19 protein-coding genes are annotated in these 15,269 nt (G+C 33.1%); 6 read left to right on the top strand and 13 right to left on the bottom strand.

All coding sequences use genetic code 11. The features are described from left to right. Positions 1-257 precede the first annotated feature (257 nt). The 3 genes from xth to ubiE form a co-directional block, all read right to left on the bottom strand. Positions 258-1,046, bottom strand: coding sequence for an exodeoxyribonuclease III (xth, locus tag ACQH6S_RS08640; RefSeq protein ID WP_341749045.1), 789 nt, complete (start codon positions 1,044-1,046; stop codon positions 258-260). 186 nt (positions 1,047-1,232) lie between these two features. Further along, entirely contained in the window at positions 1,233-2,615 is a 1,383-nt protein-coding gene (gene ubiB, locus ACQH6S_RS08645) for a 2-polyprenylphenol 6-hydroxylase (protein WP_425360151.1), read from the bottom strand. Then, the gene (ubiE, locus tag ACQH6S_RS08650) at positions 2,612-3,376 is read right to left on the bottom strand and encodes a bifunctional demethylmenaquinone methyltransferase/2-methoxy-6-polyprenyl-1,4-benzoquinol methylase UbiE (RefSeq protein WP_425360150.1); all 765 of its coding nucleotides are present in this window, start codon (positions 3,374-3,376) and stop codon (positions 2,612-2,614) included. Before ubiE ends, ubiB begins: the two co-directional genes overlap by 4 nt. On the opposite strand from ubiE, the gene ACQH6S_RS08655 reads away from it, so the two are divergent. Further along, positions 3,347-3,547 (top strand): palindromic element RPE2 domain-containing protein, encoded by a 201-nt coding sequence (locus tag ACQH6S_RS08655; protein WP_157905692.1) that lies wholly within the window; start codon positions 3,347-3,349, stop codon positions 3,545-3,547. The genes ubiE and ACQH6S_RS08655 overlap by 30 nt on opposite strands. 14 nt (positions 3,548-3,561) lie before the next feature. Here ACQH6S_RS08655 and ccmE read toward each other — a convergent pair whose 3' ends face one another. From ccmE to hemB, 3 genes are all read right to left on the bottom strand, one after another. Continuing rightward, positions 3,562-4,002, bottom strand: coding sequence for a cytochrome c maturation protein CcmE (ccmE, locus tag ACQH6S_RS08660; protein ID WP_425360149.1), 441 nt, complete (start codon positions 4,000-4,002; stop codon positions 3,562-3,564). A gap of 104 nt (positions 4,003-4,106) precedes the next feature. After that, entirely contained in the window at positions 4,107-4,745 is a 639-nt protein-coding gene (locus ACQH6S_RS08665; protein WP_425360148.1) for an SCO family protein, read from the bottom strand. A gap of 10 nt (positions 4,746-4,755) precedes the next feature. Continuing rightward, on the bottom strand, positions 4,756-5,757 hold the full coding sequence (hemB, locus tag ACQH6S_RS08670; RefSeq protein ID WP_425360147.1) for a porphobilinogen synthase: 1,002 nt from the start codon (positions 5,755-5,757) through the stop codon (positions 4,756-4,758). A 660-nt stretch (positions 5,758-6,417) separates the two neighbouring features. On the opposite strand from hemB, the gene ACQH6S_RS08675 reads away from it, so the two are divergent. Further along, positions 6,418-7,404 carry a hypothetical protein gene (locus ACQH6S_RS08675; RefSeq protein WP_425364533.1) on the top strand — a complete coding sequence of 329 codons (987 nt, stop codon included), beginning with the start codon at positions 6,418-6,420 and terminating at the stop codon, positions 7,402-7,404. A 44-nt stretch (positions 7,405-7,448) separates the two neighbouring features. Beyond that, the gene (locus ACQH6S_RS08680) at positions 7,449-7,652 is read left to right on the top strand and encodes a hypothetical protein (RefSeq protein ID WP_425364534.1); all 204 of its coding nucleotides are present in this window, start codon (positions 7,449-7,451) and stop codon (positions 7,650-7,652) included. On the opposite strand, the gene ACQH6S_RS08685 is transcribed toward ACQH6S_RS08680, so the two are convergent. Both ACQH6S_RS08685 and ACQH6S_RS08690 read right to left on the bottom strand, forming a co-directional pair. Next, the gene (locus ACQH6S_RS08685; RefSeq protein ID WP_425364377.1) at positions 7,617-8,135 is read right to left on the bottom strand and encodes an IS630 family transposase; all 519 of its coding nucleotides are present in this window, start codon (positions 8,133-8,135) and stop codon (positions 7,617-7,619) included. The two genes, ACQH6S_RS08680 and ACQH6S_RS08685, sit on opposite strands and share 36 nt — an antisense overlap. Beyond that, positions 8,099-8,470: an IS630 transposase-related protein gene (locus ACQH6S_RS08690; RefSeq protein ID WP_425364376.1), complete on the bottom strand. Its 372-nt coding sequence runs from the start codon at positions 8,468-8,470 to the stop codon at positions 8,099-8,101. Before ACQH6S_RS08690 ends, ACQH6S_RS08685 begins: the two co-directional genes overlap by 37 nt. A 41-nt stretch (positions 8,471-8,511) precedes the next feature. Between ACQH6S_RS08690 and ACQH6S_RS08695 the strand changes: the two genes are divergently transcribed. Both ACQH6S_RS08695 and tnpB read left to right on the top strand, forming a co-directional pair. Beyond that, positions 8,512-8,799 (top strand): hypothetical protein, encoded by a 288-nt coding sequence (locus tag ACQH6S_RS08695; RefSeq protein WP_425364535.1) that lies wholly within the window; start codon positions 8,512-8,514, stop codon positions 8,797-8,799. Continuing rightward, a complete protein-coding gene (gene tnpB, locus ACQH6S_RS08700; RefSeq protein ID WP_341752109.1) occupies positions 8,787-9,140 on the top strand; it encodes an IS66 family insertion sequence element accessory protein TnpB in 354 nt (117 codons plus the stop codon). Before ACQH6S_RS08695 ends, tnpB begins: the two co-directional genes overlap by 13 nt. On the opposite strand, the gene ACQH6S_RS08705 is transcribed toward tnpB, so the two are convergent. Both ACQH6S_RS08705 and ACQH6S_RS08710 read right to left on the bottom strand, forming a co-directional pair. Beyond that, positions 9,137-10,246 (bottom strand): IS66 family transposase, encoded by a 1,110-nt coding sequence (locus ACQH6S_RS08705; RefSeq protein ID WP_425364395.1) that lies wholly within the window; start codon positions 10,244-10,246, stop codon positions 9,137-9,139. The genes tnpB and ACQH6S_RS08705 overlap by 4 nt on opposite strands. A 302-nt stretch (positions 10,247-10,548) precedes the next feature. Beyond that, positions 10,549-10,797, bottom strand: coding sequence for a hypothetical protein (locus ACQH6S_RS08710; protein ID WP_341758049.1), 249 nt, complete (start codon positions 10,795-10,797; stop codon positions 10,549-10,551). Between the two features lie 158 nt (positions 10,798-10,955). Between ACQH6S_RS08710 and ACQH6S_RS08715 the strand changes: the two genes are divergently transcribed. Further along, positions 10,956-11,354 carry a hypothetical protein gene (locus ACQH6S_RS08715; RefSeq protein WP_425364536.1) on the top strand — a complete coding sequence of 133 codons (399 nt, stop codon included), beginning with the start codon at positions 10,956-10,958 and terminating at the stop codon, positions 11,352-11,354. Positions 11,355-11,576: 222 nt separating this feature from the next. Here the strand turns inward: ACQH6S_RS08715 and holA are convergent, their stop codons facing one another. The 3 genes from holA to ACQH6S_RS08730 are packed head-to-tail and all read right to left on the bottom strand — an operon-like array spanning position 11,577 to position 15,246. Further along, positions 11,577-12,566: a DNA polymerase III subunit delta gene (gene holA / locus ACQH6S_RS08720; protein WP_425360145.1), complete on the bottom strand. Its 990-nt coding sequence runs from the start codon at positions 12,564-12,566 to the stop codon at positions 11,577-11,579. 8 nt (positions 12,567-12,574) lie between these two features. After that, the gene (locus tag ACQH6S_RS08725; RefSeq protein ID WP_425360144.1) at positions 12,575-13,090 is read right to left on the bottom strand and encodes a hypothetical protein; all 516 of its coding nucleotides are present in this window, start codon (positions 13,088-13,090) and stop codon (positions 12,575-12,577) included. Continuing rightward, on the bottom strand, positions 13,087-15,246 hold the full coding sequence (locus ACQH6S_RS08730) for an Rne/Rng family ribonuclease (RefSeq protein WP_425364537.1): 2,160 nt from the start codon (positions 15,244-15,246) through the stop codon (positions 13,087-13,089). The genes ACQH6S_RS08725 and ACQH6S_RS08730 overlap by 4 nt, the downstream gene beginning before the upstream one ends. Between the last annotated feature and the right edge of the window lie 23 nt (positions 15,247-15,269).

Below are 15,269 nucleotides of genomic sequence, written 5' to 3' on the forward strand. Positions count from 1 at the left end.
CCATTATGGCACTTGATGCCGAATATATGACCGCTTCCTTTGTGGCTCTATTTTTTTATTTTCTTTCTTGACAAATTCACTCGTCCATATATGACAAATTCACTCGTCCATATATGACAAATTTTGATTATCGAGTAATAGACAGCTTTTCTACTTTATTTTCTTAAACTAACGCTTATGCGTCATCGCGAGCCACGAAGTGGCGTGGCGATCCAACAACCACTATGTAGTATCGCAATGACCTATGTTAGCTATATTTACCTCATATTTAGTGTTAAAAAATAAGGCACATGATCAGAAGGTTGAAGCCATCCCCTAGCTTCTGATAAGGAGCTGACCGATAACATCTTATCTTGTAAGTTACAACTAGTCCAAATATGATCTAGTCTACGTCCCCGGTTAGATTTTTGCCAGTCTATGTTTCTATAACTCCACCAAGTATAAAATTTTTGATCATACGGCACGAAATGACGGCTACTATCGATAAAACCTAGGGAAGATTGTAACTCCAACAAGGTTGACCGCTCTATATCTGTGTGGCTAACAACATTCCGCAATTGACGACTCGACCATACGTCATGCTCATATGGTGCGATATTTAAGTCTCCGGTTATGATCATCTTACTATTTTTACTACGATTATAGGTCAACCATTGTTGTACTAATTCTAAATATGCCAATTTATGTTTAAATTTCTCATTGATCTTTACATCAGCTATATCTCCACCAGCTGGTACATAAAAATTATGGATTTCTATACCCAGAACTTCAACTGCTACATGCCTTTTATCACTATTATATAATTCAAGGGAGAATCTATTAGTAATAGGAATTTTCGATAAAATTGCTACTCCATTATAAGATTTTTGCCCTGAATAATATATATGATTATAACCCATATCATTAATAGCTTGATGAGGAAATAACTCATTAACTGTTTTGGTCTCTTGGAGAGATATAATATCAGGCTGATGTTGATCAATTAGCTTCTTAAGCAAATCAAGTCGCAAACGTAGAGAGTTAATATTCCAAGTTACTATTTTCATTTACATAATCTTTCCGATATTTCTATTACTAATCATTTCTGGATTGCTTCGTCGGCTTACGCCGCCTCGCAATGACGTTATCTGTTATTGCGAGACCACATAGTGGTCGTGGCAATCCATTTGGATTGCTTCAATGCTATTAAAGTAGCTTCTCGCAATGACGCCAAGCTATTTTCTATGTAACTTTTAAATACCATGCGTAAGGTGAATTACTAAATGCTTTAAAAACCTAATCACCTTTGCCTCTGGGCTAAGATTTTTAGCCGCCCATTTCTTGATCCATGGTTCTATAAGCTGCCACATATTAATTTCTGGATCGAGCTGTTGTCCCACCCCTTCAACTACTACTATAGTTTTCTGTAATAATAGCAATTGTGGTTGCACCTCCATACCAAAATCTTCAGTAATTTTAAATAATTGGGCAAGTAACTTACCTATAGAAATATTTTTGACAGCATATCCTATAATCGGTTCGCTCACTGCTCTACAGGCTTGGGCAAAAAGATCAAGATCGGTATTTTTATCTATATAACCAACTCGAAGATGGACAAGTGCTACTAGCTTATAGTTTTTACTTAAAAAACCAAATAGGCTCTCAGCAATTGCCATTCTATCTTTATCAGGTAATCTACCCATAATACCAAAATCTAGTAACACTATGCTACCATCTGACCTAACTAGAATATTGCCAGGGTGCAAATCTGCATGAAAGAAACCATCTCTATATACTTGATTAAAAAACATTATAGCAAATTTTTGAGCTATTTTAGCTGGATCTAAGCCCTGTTCTATCAGCTTATCTCGAGCATAAATTGATGTTCCATCTACCCATTCTGTGGTTATTATATATTCATGCGTCAGTTGCCAATAAATTTTAGGAATATATATATCAACATCATTTTGGAAATTGTCAAACAATTCTGAGGCGGCAGCTGCCTCTAAACGTAGATCAAGCTCAAACTTCATAGTAGCATTAAATACATCCATTACTGCCACTAATCGTAGTCTTTTTAATTTTGTCGATATTCTTGCTACTAGCCTAGCCAGAATATATAAAAGTTTAATATCCTTATTATATGTGTGATGAATTTCAGGGCGTAATATTTTTACCGCAACCAACTCACCTGATTTCAGCCTAGCTTTGTGTACTTGAGAAATCGAAGCCGCCGCAACTGGTATATCCTCAAAGGCGGAAAATAACTCATCGGCACTTTGTCCAAAAGACTCCTCAATAATTTGTCGTGCGATATCGCTACTAAAAGGCGGCAACTTATCTTGTAGAGATTGCAAGTAGTTAGTAATTTTAACTCCGATGAGATCTGGTCTGGTGGAAAGAGTTTGCCCAAATTTTATATAAACAGGTCCTAATTTTTTAAAACAATCAGTTAACCTCATACCAAAATCGTCTTTTGGTAGTTTAAATAAACCAATCGGATAAACTATTATGGTTATCATCCAACCAAGAATTCTTAACCTAGATGGTAATTTTATGGTACCTGGATAAGTCAGAATTTGCTGCTTGCTTACCACTCTTAATATATGCAAAAAATTCAATAATAAGCTAATCATTTATAACCACTATGAATAGCAGCGATTCCTAAGTGAAGATTCTTATAACTAACATCGCTAAATCCAGCATCCTTTAACATAATTGCAAAATTCTCCTGATCTGGGAATAAACTAATACTTTCTACTAAATATTGATAAGCTGCTTCGTTGTTTGCTACAATTTTACCAATCTTAGGAATAATATTAAACGAATAAAACTGGTATAATTGCTTCAGCCCCTCATATTGCATTTTAGAGAATTCTAAACATAGAAATTTGCCCTTAGGCTTTAGTACGCGATAAGCTTCTTTTAGGGCATTGTCAATTTTTGACACATTTCTAATACCAAATGCTATAGTATAGCAATCGAAACTATTATCAGGAAAAGGTAATTTTTCCGCATCAGCTACGACATACTCTAATCCATGTAATATGTTACTATCAACAGCTTTATTACGAGCTATCGTCAGCATGTCTAAATTTATATCACACAAAGTGACTTGGGGTAATATATTTTGTTCCTTAGCTCGCTTTATTATCCTAAAAGCTATATCACCGGTGCCACTTGCAACGTCCAATATATTTGATGCTAAATTAGGAATTTGTCTAACAAATTGATCTTTCCATAGACGATGTATCCCTAAACTCATTAAGTCATTCATTACATCATATTCATTAGCAACGCTAGAAAAAATATCTCTAACCATATCTCTTTTCTGCTCAAAGGACACTTTGGAAAAACCGAAATTTACTTGACCAGGGAAGTCGTTATTATTATCCATATATTTCTACGAGTTTATATTGCAAATCATTATTTAGTCAATTCAGGAGAATTTGGGGCTAGAAACGATGGAGCGACGCCTATAAGTAATAGGCGAGCATTGAGCAACGACGTCACCAAATTCTCATCAATTGACTATAGTACCCTACAATTTTTATTCTATAAGTATTAAGCAGCATAAAAACGTCACTTAAATTTTATGTTTCCATCTTTTTCTATCAACTTTTCATTTGAATATATATACTGGGCTGGAGAATAATTCTCATCATGTTTAGTCAACAATTCACGAGCTATGAATATGTTGTCTAATAGCTTACCGACAGCTATTACCCCTTGCCTCTCACGAAATAAAGCGGGCAAAACCCCTTGGTAAGATATTTCTAGGTCTTTAATGTCATCGGTAATGACAAAATGCACCTTATCAGCCGTAATTTTTTTAATTGAACCTACTTTAACTAACCCCCCTACCCTAAATTCTTTGCCAAGTTTTAACTCATTAATCTTTGATGGAGGATAAAAAAATACTATATTATCTTCAAGGTTATATAATATCATATATACCCCTCCGGCACTGCATAATAGGTAAAATAATATAATTTTTAATCTATTTTTTACCCTTTTTTGCATTAACTAACCTAACCTTAACCTTATTATAACCTATCCAACTTGCTGCTAACAATAAGCCAAGAGCCAAGAAGGCAAACAGGTATGAAACTAGTAAATAATTCATCTTAATATTTTTTCTGCTGTTCCATTACTCTAATAAATTCTATAATCTCTTGAGCTGAACTATTTAAGTAAAAATGCTTTACATATTTTCCTTGTCTATCCATCAAATAAACGAAAGAAGAGTGATCTAACATATAATCTTCACTATTAGTATCTATTTTAGCATAATACACCTTAAACTTATCAGCCACTTCTTTAATCTGTTGTTCGCTACCTGTTAAACCAATAAACTTAGAATTAAAATGCTTTAAATATTCCTTAAGAACATCAGAACTATCACGTTTGGGATCGATGGTAATAAAAACAAATTCAACATCAATTTTATACTTATCAAGAGTATTAATGACCTCCATTATCTTTTGCAAAGAAGTAGGACAAATATCAGGGCAATAAGTGAAGCCAAAATAAATCAAACTCAATTTTCCTTTCAAATTATCACTATTAAAAATCTTGTCATCTTGATCAGTTAGCTCAAATTTTCCACCAATTTGCACATCATCATTATGCCCCCCTCCTCTACCAGCAAGAGGCTTCTGCGGTGTCTCAAAGGATAACCACAGATAAAATGACGTAATAGTTATTAATAAACCTAATGTTATAATAATTCCTATTATTACATTAGCCTGACGTTTCTCTTGCATTATATCCTATTTATTCTACAATATTAATTGCTTGTTTATTCAATATCTGAGCTACTTCCAACGCGGCATAAGTAACAATGTTACTAGCCCCAGCTCGCTTAAAACATAATAACGATTCTATCAAAGCCGCCTGCCAATTTAAGGCATTGACCTCCGCAGCAAGTCTCAACATAGCATATTCGCCGCTGACCTGATGGGCAAATATATTAGTATTAAAGCTATTTGCCGCTTGGGCTATGATATCCAAAAACATCATACCAGGTTTAATCATAATCATATCCGCCCCTTCAGCCAGATCATGTTCTATCTCTAACATAGCCTCTCTGCTATTGCGTACATCCATCTGATAGGTCGCTTTATCTAGATAAACTGCCTTATTACTGCTCACCGCATCTCTGAATGGCGAATAAAAATTTGAAGCATATTTTGCGGCATAAGATAGTATATTAACATTAATAAAACCTTCTGAATCTAGCATTTGACGTATTGCCATAATCCTACCATCCATCATATCAGATGGGGCTACGATGCCTACCCCAGCCTTTGCTAAAACTAAAGCTTGTTTACACAAAGCTTCAACCGTCTTATCATTATCTACATCACCATTATGTAAAATACCATCATGACCATGCGTAGTATAAGGATCCAGTGCAACATCACATATTACACCAATATCAATGTTAGCCTTTTTGATACTTCGAATAGTCCTACACATTAAATTATCTAGATTATACGCTTCATCCGCATTGTCACTTTTTAACTTTGCCTCTATACAGGGAAAAAGTATTATGGCATTTATGCCATTCTCATAAGCCTGCCTAGCAGTCAATACTACTTGATCAATAGACAACCTATATATACCAGGCATGGTGCTAATCTCCTGACGCTGGTTTTCCCCTTCAACAACAAATAATGCTAGCACTAAATCATTAACGCTAAGCCTATTCTCCGCTACTAATTCTCGTAACCACCGAGTTTTTCTATTTCTTCTTAATCTTACTGTTGGATACATCCATTTCTCAAAATTTTAAGTTTAATACAAATACAGCTATCCTGATTAGCATTACTATACGTCTATTAGCGAAGCACACGACAAAGCAATACTGTTTTGTATCACCGTCCCTACTCGACTTTGTGTCATCCCTGCGAAGACAGGGATCTCAGATTCCCGCCTACGCGGGAATGACAAAACCCCACAACTGTTGAAAGTTAGAAGGTAAGCGGGTTTTAGATAGGTTTTCTGTCATTGCGAGACCACGCAAGTAGGTCGTGGCAATCCATCTTTGGTTACTTTTATGGATTGCTTCGTCGACCTACGGTCTTTCTCGCTAATAGACGTTGACCACATACGACTTTTAAACTATTCGGTCTAAAACCTCTTCCTCTTCTAACTTTCAACAGTTGTGGACAAAACCCCGAGGGAATTACAGCTTACATACTTCGCCGGGTTACGTACTCCCTGCAATAACAAAAGTTTCTTAGGGTTTATACTCTTTTTAGGCAATATATCACAAAAATTTCTGCCACTAAGTAAAAAAATGTTTTAATTGCATAAAAATCCAATATTTTACATAAAATTAATAAAAATTATTCTTTTTGATATAAATCCACTTGACTTATACTATAAAATATCAATAAATATGTTCCATAATAAAAATTATTATGGAAGATTATGAAATGTCAAATGCCAACGAGTAAAGATAAGAAAGCTGTATTGAAAAAAGTACCCCTAACCATTATTGGCAATGCTAATACCGCGGTTGATACTGCCGATACTAATTCTGAAAATATTGACTACTGGAAGTATAAGATTTTTAATATGGCAAATATATTTAATGAATCTCAAGATGACCCTGTGCAGTGGGACAATGTAACTTTCTATAAAATTAATGACTCTCTGCACAATATTTGTTCTGACTTAAAAAATCAGTTAGATAAGATAACTGATCCAATGGTAACCCTTACACATTTAAAAAATTCAGTTAATAATGCAGCAATAGAGTCTTTTTCAACTAGAAAACAGTTGAGTAAGACTATAAAACACCATGATATGGAATATTTTGATTCAAGTAAATTCACTGATGATAATATTAAAGCATTTTGTGATAAAGTAAATAACACGATTGCATCTTATAATATAGTATTAACAGCCTTAAAGTTAGCCAGAGTATCTTCGCCGAAAGATAGGGATAAAATCACTGAACATTTATGCCCTCAATTATCTGAAATGGGTCATGAATATTTAAATAAGAATATCAAAAATATTGTAACAGGAGTCTGTAAGGGCTTAAATGATAATCGTACTTTTTGGTCTAAATTATGGAATAATGATTTTAAAGTTTCTAGCACAAATTTGCATCATATATTGGACGAAACAACTAATTCATGTGAGGGCAAGGAAAATAATGAGGCTAAGCTATATAGTTCATTACCTATTTTAGATTATAATGATCCAAATACATGCAATGATGCGGTTCCTATAAGCAGGTTTAATAAGCTATATCGTTCATTTTCTCCTCCTAAAATAACTAATTGTAAGAGCCATCATCCTTCTATAAGCTCTCCTATTCTTAAAGCATCTTCAGTCGAATTTTCAGAGTGGAATAAATTTAACCTTCTTAATGGTATACTTGCAGCAAAACTGCATAACTTTATCTAATTTTTTTGTTAGTATGAATTTTTTATACATTTGGGTTTCATACTATGCAAATACCATCGATTACTATTGAGCAAGTAGCTCAGCAATTTAAAGCTTGGCGTCAAACTAAAACTAATAAGTTTGATCCTATACCAAACCATCTAAAGGAATTAGTTCACCAATTACTCCATCATTATTCTTACCAAGAGATAGCTATAGTAAATCAAATTGAATTAGGTGACAAAGAATGCAGAAATAGCTTTAGATAATGTACCAATTTCCGCTATTTTGTTTCGAATCCATCGCTTCATATTAGCCCAAAATTTTTCTATTGGATTTAAGTCTGGAGAATATGGGGGTAAAAAAATAACTTCACAACCAACTGATTCTATTAGCTCTTTTGTCTTTTGAGATTTATGAAAACTAACGTTATCCATCACTACAACCTGTCCTGCTGTTAACTCTTTAATCAAAAATTTTTCAACCCAATTATTAAATAGTTCTGTATTACAAGTTTTATTAAAAACAAAAGGGGCTATTGGTTTGTTATTTACTAAACCAGCTATTATATTAGTCCTTTGATAATGCTTCCCACTCTTCTTGCCAATCAATAATTCTCCTATCTTACCCCAACCTCTATCTTGGCAAATTGTCATATCTATCCCACTTTCATCAAGATATACTATTTTATCTTTATCATATTTACTGATCTTTTCTAAATAATCAGATCGTTTCTCTGCACTTGCTTCCAAATAGCTAAAGGTTTTTTTTTATAACTAAATCCTAACTTTTTTAATATATTAGCTACTTGAGAACCTGTAATTCCAAAATTCTTACCAATTTCTTGTAGCTTACTATTAGGGTTATTTGTTACGAAATATTCCAATGCTTTTTTATCAATCTTACTTTTAAATCCTAGTCTAGCTCTTGCCAGCACTGTTCCTTCTTTTCTTCTCCTTACGTTCCAACGGCTAATTGTATTTTTATGTATAGCAAATATTCTAGCAGCAGATTCTTGACTATTACCTTTTTCTATATAATTTATTACTTTTTCTCTTAAATCTTGACTATATGGACTTGTTGACATTTTTTCCTTTATTTATACCACATCTTATCACCTAATTCAATTTGATTTACTATAAACATCTTAATATTAATAAAGCAACAATTAGTTCAACTAAAAAAGCCCATGAACCTACCATCAAAACTTCTTCTGTCTCAACTTCAAATCAATCCCTACAACAAAATATTAATTTTCTCCCATTTCAACTAGTAAATTCTATAGATACCGATCCTGTAGCTGCTCCCAAGCAAAATCACTATACTTGTCACATTATTAAACCAAATGGTACCAAGCTTATTATCCAAACACTAGAGCCAAAAACTATAATTCAGACATTTTTATGCTGCAACTAACCCCGGCGTCAGTTATTTTTGTTGCCACTATTGCCATCGATTTTCGCAAGGGTATCGATGGCTTAATCGCTGTTTGTAGACAAAAACTTTCTTCTGACCCTCTTAATGGTTCCTTGTTTTTATTCTATAATAAAAACAGAACTGCCATTAAAATTTTGTCCTTTGACGGTCAAGGCTTTTGGCTATGCTCTAAACGCCTATCCAAAGGTAAATTTACGGCAAAACTTTTCCCATCTGATAATTCATCTTACCAAATTTGTTATAGAACCTTACACATTCTTATTCATAATGGCGATCCTAGTTCTGCCAAATTCTCTAATGATTGGCTTCCTGTCGTTTAAGCTGCTGTCTCGATTAATTCCGTATTATTCATATATCTTGCATAGGCAAAAGGCGTATAATCCTCAGGATGCTTCTTTGCTTTGCTACTATGCTCTTGTAGCCAATTTAAATATTTAAAGGCATTGATCTCGTTCTCACTACAAGTCTTTACTATACTATACAGACCACTATGTATCTCAGCACTATTGATTGTTTTAAAGAATAATGAATTCTTCCTTTGTAAAATAATGGTACGCAGTGATCTCTCAGCCCAATTATTATCAAGATTGCTAACTGGGATTTTTAAAAATTGGGTCAAACCTTCTTTATTATTTATCCAATATTTCATAGCTTGTCCAAGCCTACTATTAGGCTCAACTTTCTTGTCGTTAAATAATTCGTCTATTTTGTTATATATGTTTTCTATATATTTACTGCTATGTTCCTGATGATACCCAAGTTTCTCTTCAGGACTCATCTCTTTACATTGATGTTCATTGTGGTAAATCCCACGTGTTTGTTTGAGAAAATATCCGCATTCTTCAGGGTAATATAGTTCATTTTCTGTAAATTTTCTCTGACCATGTGACAAACAATTGATCATCACTATTATTGCCAGTAATTCTTTATCTGCTTCTGATAATACCGGGTTATTATTGTTACTTGCGTCAGTCATTAATTGGATAGAATCTGTTCTATTCTTACGATTCTTTAGTACGTTACCTATATTTTCTCCACCATGCCTATTACCGGTAAAATATAAAACTATTACCTCATTATTTGCAGTCTTAGCACATATTGTAGTAGTATAACAGCTGCGTCCTTTCTTATTTTGAGTACGTAATTTTTTATTGGCTATAGTAATTTCTAAAATCCTAGCTCTAGTATCATCAAGGTTCAGTGAACTACATTCGGCAGCCATTTCCAATAATACCCCGTAAATTTCAGCTCCACCACCTTCTTGCCAAACATCTAAATATTGTTGCCAGAGCGAGCTGTATGCTATAGGAACCCCGCTTAAACTCTGTAGCCTAGATAAACGGTAGAAAGGAGTACCATAGGTCTTTTGTAACACTATTGCACTTCTGCTACTATTTGTCCATTTGTTGATATTTTTATTGTTCATAACTGTATAATCGCAAGCATTACAGCGTAACGTTTTCTTTACATATCTGTTGACTGTAATTGGAGCATTACCTGTAAATTGTAGCAATTTTCTAGCTTCACTATTATATAGTTTGCCATTATAGCAGTGAGGACAGCTATCACCACTACAAAAATTCTCAGGAGTTAAATAGCTGGTATTCGCATCCTTATAATCATCAAACCCATATTTACCTTGCCAATTACTACGATCTATCTTTTTGGGCTTATCGCACTCTCCTTCATTACCACCATTCCCGTTATCAGATTCACCTGGCGGTTCTTTTAATGAATCTGAACTATCTTTTTTTTGTGATCTGCCTTAAAACCAATCAGCATTTCCTTAAGCTTATTTATACTGATATTTGATGATGCTAGCTTGTCTATTAGCTCGTTACAAAATTTCACAAGCTCTACTATCGTTTGCTGTTCATCTCCCGTTAATGAACTTTCCTTGACATGCTGTATTAGTTCTTCTCGTTCTTCAGCACTTAAGGTCGCTACTTTTGGTTTTTTCATTTGATTAATTATCATTATTATTAATATTTCAAATATTATAATATGACTGCTACTTTTTCAACTAGTTTTTTTATTAATCTGTTTTTTATTAATCGGTGATATTTGCATAGTAGAAATCCAAATTTATACAATAAATTCATACTAGCAAAGAAATTAGATAGTGTTACGCAGTTTTGCTGCAAGTATACGATTTTAAAGTTTCTAGCACAAATTTGCATCATATATTGGACGAAACAACTAATTCATGTGAGGGCAAGGAAAATAATGAGGCTAAGCTATATAGTTCATTACCTATTTTAGATTATAATGATCCAAATACATGCAATGATGCGGTTCCTATAAGCAGGTTTAATAAGCTATATCGTTCATTTTCTCCTCCTAAAATAACTAATTGTAAGAGCCATCATCCTTCTATAAGCTCTCCTATTCTTAAAGCATCTTCAGTCGAATTTTCAGAGTGGAATAAATTTAACCTTCTTAATGTATCATCTAATGCAGAGCCTGTTCTCGATGTTTGGGAAGATTTACCAGTTTTAGTAGGGGATCATTCTAAAATACCAGACCATATCTAACTATTGGTATCATGCTGTCATTACGAGTAAAACCGTAAAGCAGCGAAGCAATTGACAAGCTTCTGGATTACCATGCTCACATACGCTCGCAATGGCAAGTTATAGACTTATAAGTCATTGCGAGACCACGCAAGTAGGTCGTGGCAATCCATTTTTGGTTACTTTTATGGATTGCTTTGTCGCTACTAAAGTAGCTTCTCGCAATAACGTTTGTGAGTTTGGTTAAATACTAATCGGATTAACTTTAACATAAATTTGTTGATATATATCAAAGCCAACTGGATTTAGCTTGTAATCAATTTCTGCTTGCTGCAAATGTTTCAGTGTTTTAATACAATCCTCTAATTTAAGCTTATTTACAGCTTTTTTAAAATTTGCCACATATTTATAAAAAATTGGTGGGGATAGTGATTTTACCGCCACATCTATATCAATACCAATTTCTAACTTACTCAATATGATGTATAAATTTAGATAATATCTGATTAATGCTCTGATAATTAGCACTTCATTAATATTTTGTTGTTTTAATTTATTGAATTCTTGTAAAAAATTATCAGCATCTTTTGAGGAAAAATAAGCACATAAATTATCCCCATTTCCCATAAAATCATCACTAACTACCTGCCGTGCATCATCTAAAGTAATTTGCTCTTTATCAAATGTAAAATATGTTAATTTATCGATTTCACTAACTAGCGTTTGATGGTCACCTTTTAGGCGAGTTGTTAAATAGTTAACAGCATCTTCTTTTATAACCTTCCCTACACTATTACATTTATGTAAAATTATCTTAGCAATTTTTTGTTCATCATCATGATAACAAGCTAAAGAAGCCAAATAAGTTTCCGTTTCAAAGAATTTACGTATGCTAGAAGCAGTTGATAATTCATCAGCAATAAACACTAAGAAATGCACTGAATCTTTACTAAGAGCAAGTTTTAAAGATTTATCTATAGATTCTCCAACTGATCTTACAGTAATCAATTGTTTTTGCATAAAGAAATTTTGGGTATTAACTAAAGTTTCAAGCGACCGAGATTTAATCTCTGAATATTCTATAGAGGTTTTTAGTAAATCAAATTTCTTTACTAAGGCTTTACAAACTTTATCTATATACCCTTTATCTGGACCATAAAGTAACAGAGCCTTAATTTGTCCATTTTCTACCTTATCAAGTAGCTGCATAGTTTGTGATAGATAGAATTTCATCTTTAATGCTATTTTGCTTTAATGATATTTTGTTTAAAATATAAAATTAATCTTTCCAGTATCTCATTCGCCCCTTGTTTTGTAAGGTCTTCCAATGCCTTATCATTATCTAAATAACTATGATAAGGTGAAGAAGCTGTACTATAAGAGGTCACATGACGGAATGTTCCTGAGGTAACCTGTTGATTAGTCACAACATCAACTAACCTATATTGAATAGTTTGACTTACTGTTTCTCTTAACACATCAGAATTTTTTTTAATAATAAGCGGTAAAATTTTGTTGGTAAATTTTACCTTTAATAAATACTTTGTTGTTGATGTTGTAGATTTTGGTAGAATACTAGACAAATAGTAACAAAATTCTGCCCCAGCAATAGAGTCTATTGGCTCAACTTCAATAGCACTTAATTGGCTTAATTCTTGTAAACTATATTTATTACTATATACAGGTCTTAAACTACAAGAGGTACATAAAAACAAGTAAGTGACGATTACTAATAAACTCAAGCTACTCTTTATCAACTATTAGCCCCCTCCTGTTTAGCTAATTCCTGAGATTGCCCATTATCAGCCACTTTGTTTTTATTATAGTTACGCCTTCTAGGGGGACGAGTATAACTTGATTTCTTATCAATATATTTACGATTTGACTTAATGGTATCAACAACATTTTCATTGTCCAACTCAGTTACCACTAATGCCTTATCAGTTTCTTGACTAGACTCAACAACCTCTTTGTCAGTTTTTTCGTTATCAATTGCTATTTCTACATTTTTATTTAACTCACTACTAGCTTCTAACTTATCAGGAGTTTTCCATTTTTGCTTCTTTCTATTAGGATTTGAACTAGTAGGTGGCTCTTTATTAATCTTTTCTTCTTGATAATTAGAAGACTGATTTTGAATTAATGGTTTACTAGTAGCCCCAGCATGGCTAGATTTTTTTGGCAATTTTATTTTTTCAATTGAATAATTATCAGAAGTGGCAGATGGATCAACGTGGAATCTTAACTTTAAATTATATTTTTCTTCAATTATAGATATTTCTGAACGCTTATTATTCAGTAAATAGATGACTGAATGAATATTAGCAAAAACATTTACTAGATCGATATTTTCATTAAAAATTTCATTCTCTATCGTACGTAAAATTAACATAGCATTTGACTCATCTGCTCTAACAAGCCCTTTGCCATTACAATATGAACAAATCGATGAATTCGATTCCAAAAATGATGGTCTTAATCTTTGCCGAGACATCTCAAGCAAACCAAATTGGCTAATATTAGCAGTTTGAATTCTTGCCCGATCTCGACTTAGAAATTCCTTAAAAGATCTCTCAATAATTCTACGATTTCTAGCATCATACATATCGATAAAATCAATAACTACTAAGCCTGATAAATCTCTTAATTTAATTTGCCGAGCAATTTCTCTGGCAGCTTCCAAGTTGGTCTTTAACGCCGTTTCTTCAATATTTTTCTCAGCAGTTGCTCTGCCTGAGTTAACATCAATCGAAATAAGGGCTTCTGTTGGATTTATTACTATATACCCACCGGAAGGTAAAGCAAAAACAGGCTGATATAATTTAGTTAGCTGCTCCTCAATAACAAATTTTGTAAAAATTGGTACTTTATTTTTGTATTCTTTGAGCTTACCAATATCTGTAGGTAATATATCCTTCATGAATCTTACAGCGTTTTGATATGACTCACTACCCTGTATTATCAATTCTTTAACCGTATGATCACACATATCCCGGATGACTTTTTGGATCAGCCCATCTTCTTCATGTATAAAACATGGAGCTATAGATTTAAGGGTACTCTCTCTAATTTTATTCCATAATTTTACTAAATAATCATAATCTCTTTTGATGTCTAAAGTAGTACATCCAGCACCAGCCGTACGAATTATAATACTTGATACGCTGCTACTATTATTTGAAGTTATTTTACTAACAATATTCTTAAGCCTCCTCCGTTCATCAGCATTGGATATCTTACGTGATACACCATTCTGGGAGGACGTATTAGGCATTAAAACACAATATTTCCCAGCAAGAGACATAAAGGTGGTAAACGACGCTCCTTTATTACCTCTTTCTTCTTTGGTAACTTGCACAAGCAGAATCTGCCCCTTTTTTATTACTTCTTGAATTTTGTATTGCTTTTGTTTATTCTCTTCATCTTTATCACTTCTCTCAACATTTATTGTTTCAATGTCATTATCTAGAACATCTAAATTAAATTCTACCTGAATTTTTTCGTCCACTAATCTTTCTATAGCATTTAAATCAATTTCTTCACTATCTATTATCAGATTATAATTTCTCTTTGTTTCAGACTCCACAAGATCATCTTGGGTAATATCTGAAAGAGAGATTTCTTGTAATTTGTTTATAGAAGGCAAAGATTTAAGATCGGATGCTGGTATATTATAATAATATGGGCTAATTTCAGTAAAAGGTAAGAATCCACTCTTATCAGGACCATAATCTATAAAGGCAGCCTGCAAGGCTGGTTCAACTCTTATAACTTTTGCAAGATATATATTACCCTTGTTTTGCTGTTTTATCGCAGTTTCATATTCAATATCTTCAATATTATTATTATGATTTAGTAATACTACCCTTGTTTCATTAGGAAAGTTAGCATCAACTATAATTTTCTTACTCATTAATTTTTTACTCGTAAATTTCT

Source organism: Candidatus Tisiphia endosymbiont of Mystacides longicornis, from assembly GCF_964031095.1.
Classification (GTDB): Bacteria; Pseudomonadota; Alphaproteobacteria; order Rickettsiales; family Rickettsiaceae; genus Tisiphia.